Origin of the sequence: Streptomyces sp. NPDC006294, from assembly GCF_042870895.1 — a bacterium.
Classification (GTDB): Bacteria; Actinomycetota; Actinomycetes; order Streptomycetales; family Streptomycetaceae; genus Streptomyces.
The window spans coordinates 1-4,528 of the sequence record NZ_JBIAHV010000037.1 but is presented as its reverse complement, the minus strand read 5'-3'; the positions used below and the strand labels follow the sequence as shown (position 1 = coordinate 4,528).

Sequence of the window (4,528 nt, the reverse complement as noted above, 5' to 3'; positions counted from 1 at the left end):
GGGTGAAGTGGCGACGGCGTTGCGGGTGAGCAGGACCAGCCGGGAGTCGGCGAACCGCTCCTCCGCCAGCCACCGCTTGACCAGGCCCAACGCCCAATGCAGCGAAGTGCGTTCACCGGGCGGGCAAGGAGCGACCACGACCTCGGAAGCCGACAGGCCGTCGAGGCCCTCACCGGCGGACAGCCAGACCGGGTCCGGCCCCTCCGCCTGCGTGGCCTCGACGGGCACCCACTCCACGCGGAACAGCGCGTCGCGCAGGGTCGCCGCGGCTGCGGCCTGCGCCGCTCGGCCGGACAGCGGCCGCAGCGCGAGCGAGTCGACGGTCAGGACCGGACTGCCCAGGGCGTCCGCCGCGTCGAGCCGTACCTCCTCCTGACCGGTCACGGTCAGCCGCACCCGCAGTACGGTCGCGCCCGTGGCGTGCAGGCGTACGCCCCGCCAGGAGAACGGCATCAGTGCCGACGCGCCGTCCTCGGCCAGGCTGCTGAGGCCGACCGTCTGCAGCGCCGCGTCGAACAGGGCGGGGTGCAGCTCGAAGTCCGCCGCGTCCTCGGCCAGGTCCGCCGGCAGGGCGACCTCGGCGAACACCTCGTCACCCCGCCGCCACGCCGCCCGCAGGCCCTGGAACTCAGGGCCGTACTCGAAGCCGCTCTCCTGGAACCGCTCGTAGCGGCCCTCGATGTCCAGCGGCTCGGCCCCGGCCGGCGGCCAGGCCCCGCTGAGGTCCTGCCCGGCGTCGGCGCGGTCCGGGCTCAGGGTGCCGCTCGCGTGGCGCGTCCACGGCAGGCCGCCCTGCCTCGTGTCCTCGTCGGGCCGCGCGTGCACGGTCAGCGTGCGCCGGCCCGACGCGTCGGCGGCACCGACCCGCACCCGGAGTCGTAGGCCACCGCCCTCGGGCAGCACCAGCGGCGCCTCAAGGGTCAGTTCCTCCAGCAGCGGGCAACCGGCCCTGTCCCCGGCCCGTACGGCCAGCTCGGCCAGCGCGGTGCCGGGCAGCAGGGCCGCGCCCTCGACCCGGTGACCGCGGATCCACGGCTGGGCGGCGAGCGAGACCCGGCTGGTGAACAGCAGCTCGTCGCCGTCCGCGCTCTCCAGTACTGCACCCAGCAGCGGATGGTCCACCGACTCCAGGCCGAGCGAGCGTACGTCCCCGGCCGCACCGGAGGGGACCTTCGGCCAGTAGCGCTGCCGCTGGAAGGGGTAGGTCGGCAGATCCACCCGCCGGGCACCGCTGCCGGCGAACAGCGCCGCCCAGTCGACGCGGGCGCCGCGGGCGAACACCGTCGCCACCGCCTCCACCACCGACTCCGGCTCGGCGCGGTCGCGGCGCAGCGCGGCGGCGAACGCCACGGCGTCGCCGGGCAAGCAGTCTTGGCCCATGCCGGAGAGCACCCCGCCGGGGCCGAGTTCCAGGCAGCTGCCGACGCCCAGTTCGCCCAGCGTCCGCACGCCGTCGGCGAACCGCACGGCCCGCCGCACATGGCGCACCCAGTAGTCCGGGTCGGTCAGCTCCTCGGCGGTGGCCGTACGGCCGGTCACATCGGAGACGACCGGGATCAGCGGATCGCTGTACCGCAGCGAGCGCGCGACGGCCCGGAAGTCGTCGAGCATGGCGTCCATGCGGGGCGAGTGGAAGGCATGGCTGACGTTGAGCCGCTTGGTGCGTCGGCCGCGCTCGGCGAGTTCGGCGGCCACCGCGAGCACCGTCTCCTCGTCGCCCGACACGACGACGGACCGCGGCCCGTTGACGGCGGCGACGGACACCCGTTCCGTGCGTCCGGCCAGCACCTCCATGACCTCGTCCTCGGTGGCGCGTACGGACACCATCGCCCCGCCCACCGGCAGCTCCTGCATCAGCTGGCCGCGGGCGGCCACCAGCGCGCAGGCGTCCGGCAGGCTCAGTACCCCCGCGACATGGGCCGCCGCCAGCTCGCCGACGGAGTGGCCCAGCAGCGCGGCGGGACGCAGGCCCCATGCCTCGACCAGTCGGAACAGCGCTACCTCGACGGCGAACAGCCCTGCTTGGGTGTACTGCGTCTGGTCCAGGAGCTCCGCCTCGGCCGTGCCCGGCTCGGCGAACACCACTTCACGCAGCGGACGGTCCAGGTGCGGGTCCAGGGCGGCGCAGACCTCGTCGAAGGCGGCGGCGAAGGCCGGGTAGGCGGCGTGGAGTTCACGTCCCATGCCCGGGTACTGGCTGCCCTGCCCGGTGAAGAGGAAGGCCGTCCGGGCGGCACGGTGACCCGCGCCCGTAACCAGCCCCGGAGCCGCGTCCCTGCCCTCGGCGAGCGCCGTCAGCGCCGCGTCGAGCCCGCCGGGAGCGTTGTTGTACAGCACCGCGCGGTGCTCGAAGACCGAACGCCCCGTGGCCAGCGAGAAGCCGACATCGGCGGGGTCCGTGTGGACGAACTCCCTTAGCTGTGCCGTCTGTTCGCGCAACGCGTCCGCCGACCGGGCGGACAGCACCCACGGCACGACGGGCATCCCGGCCCCGCGCTCCGGCAGGTCCCGGGCGGACTCGTCCTCCGGGGCCTCTTCCAGGACGGCGTGCGTGTTCGTGCCGCTCACGCCGAAGGACGACACGGCCGCACGGCGCGGCCGGTCGGCGGCCGGCCAGGGCCACTCCTCGGTCAGCAGCGAGACGGCTCCGGAGTCCCAGTCGACGTGGGTGGAGGGGGTGTCGACGTGGAGGGTACGGGGGAGCAGGCCGTGGGCCATGGCCATGACCATCTTGATGACGCCGCCGACGCCGGCGGCGGCCTGGGTGTGGCCGATGTTGGACTTCAACGAGCCGAGCCACAGCGGCTGTTCGGGACTGTGATCCTGGCCGTAGGTGGCCAGGAGGGCCTGGGCCTCGATGGGGTCGCCGAGGCTGGTGCCGGTGCCGTGGGCCTCGACGACGTCTACGTCCGCACCGGTCAGCCCGGCGGCGACCAGCGCGTCCCGGATCACCCGCTCCTGGGCGGGACCGTTGGGGGCGGTCAGTCCGTTGCTGGCGCCGTCCTGGTTGGCCGCCGTGGAGCGGACCACCGCGAGCACAGGGTGGCCGTTGAGGCGCGCGTCCGACAGCCGCTCCAGCAGCAGCAGACCCACGCCCTCCGACAGGCTGGTCCCGTCGGCGCTGTCCGCGAACGCCTTGCAGCGTCCGTCCGGGGCCAGTCCGTGCCCCTGCCCCCGGCTGAACTCGTCGAACAGCGTCGGCGTCGACATCACCGCCACGCCCCCGGCGAGCGCCAGCGAGCACTCGCCGTTGCGCAGCGACTGCACCGCCAGATGCAGCGCGATCAACGAGGACGAGCAGGCGGTGTCGACCGTCACCGCGGGCCCCTCCAGGCCGAGCGTGTAGGCCACCCGGCCGGAGGCGACGCTGCCCGCGCTGCCGTTGTAGACATAGCCCTCGACGGCGTCCGGCGACGCGTCGACCTGCGTGCCGTAGTCGTGGTACATCACACCGGCGAAGACGCCCGTACGGCTGCCCCGCAGGGTCCGCGGGTCGATGCCGGCCCGTTCCACGGCCTCCCAGGAGGTCTCCAGGAGCAGGCGCTGCTGAGGGTCCATGGCGAGCGCCTCACGGGGCGAGATGCCGAAGAACGCCGGGTCGAAGTCGGCGGCGTCGTACAGGAATCCGCCGTGGTCGTAGAGCCCGTCCAGCTCCCAGCCGCGATCGGTCGGGAACTCGGACACCGCGTCCTCGCCCGCGGCCACCAGCCGCCACAGGTCCTCCGGCGTGCGTACGCCGCCCGGGTAGCGGCAGCTCATCGCGACGATCGCGATCGGCTCCCGGCCGCGCTCGGCGAGCTCACGGTTGTGCTGCCGCAGCCGCTCGGTCTCCTTCAGGGACGCCCGCAAGGCGGCGACGACCTTGTCGTTGGGGTTGCTCATGGGGTCACTCACGCTCCGCGTCGGATCCGGCGCTGTCGCCGTCGAAAGCAAGGTTGATGAGGAGGTCGACGTCCATCTCGTCGATGGCATCGATGGCATCGATGGCGTCGGTCTCGTGGCCGGAGTCCGGCGCGACCGCAGGAGCCGGTGTGGTCTGCGCGGTCTCCTGCGGGAACAGCTTCCGCTCCACGAAGCGGGCGATCGCCTGCGGAGTCGGCTGGTCGAAGACCAGCGTGGCCGGCAGCCGCAGCCCGGTGGCCGTGTTGAGCCGGTTGCGCAGCTCGACCGCGGTCAGCGAGTCGAACCCGATGTCCTTGAAGGCGCGGTCCGGTTCGATCACGGCCGTCGACGCATGGCCCAGCACGGCTGCCACCTGCGCGACGACCAGGTCCTCCAGCGCCTGCGCCCGCTGCTCCCCGGACACCCGGGCGAGCCGCTCGGCGAGCGACAGCTCGGCAGGCCGTCGCATGCCGGGCTCCGCGGTGTGACGACGCACCCGACGCTGGGCCAGACCCCGCAGCAGCGCCGGAAGGCTGTCGTCGTCGGCCCGCCGCCGCAGCGCCGCCACGTCGAGCCGGATCGGCAGCAGGTGCGGCTCGCCCGCCGCGCACGCGGCGTCGAACAGCTCCAGCCCCTCGTCCGCGGA

2 protein-coding genes are annotated in these 4,528 nt (G+C 74.0%); both read right to left on the bottom strand.

Translation table 11 applies throughout. The annotated features are described in order from the left end of the window. On the bottom strand, window positions 1–3,882 hold a 3,882-nt coding region (locus tag ACFYOP_RS33680), incomplete at its 3' end, for a beta-ketoacyl synthase N-terminal-like domain-containing protein (RefSeq protein ID WP_356899676.1). A gap of 4 nt (window positions 3,883–3,886) precedes the next feature. Next, a partial coding sequence (locus ACFYOP_RS33675) for a beta-ketoacyl reductase (protein WP_356899677.1) occupies window positions 3,887–4,528 on the bottom strand: 642 nt, incomplete at its 5' end.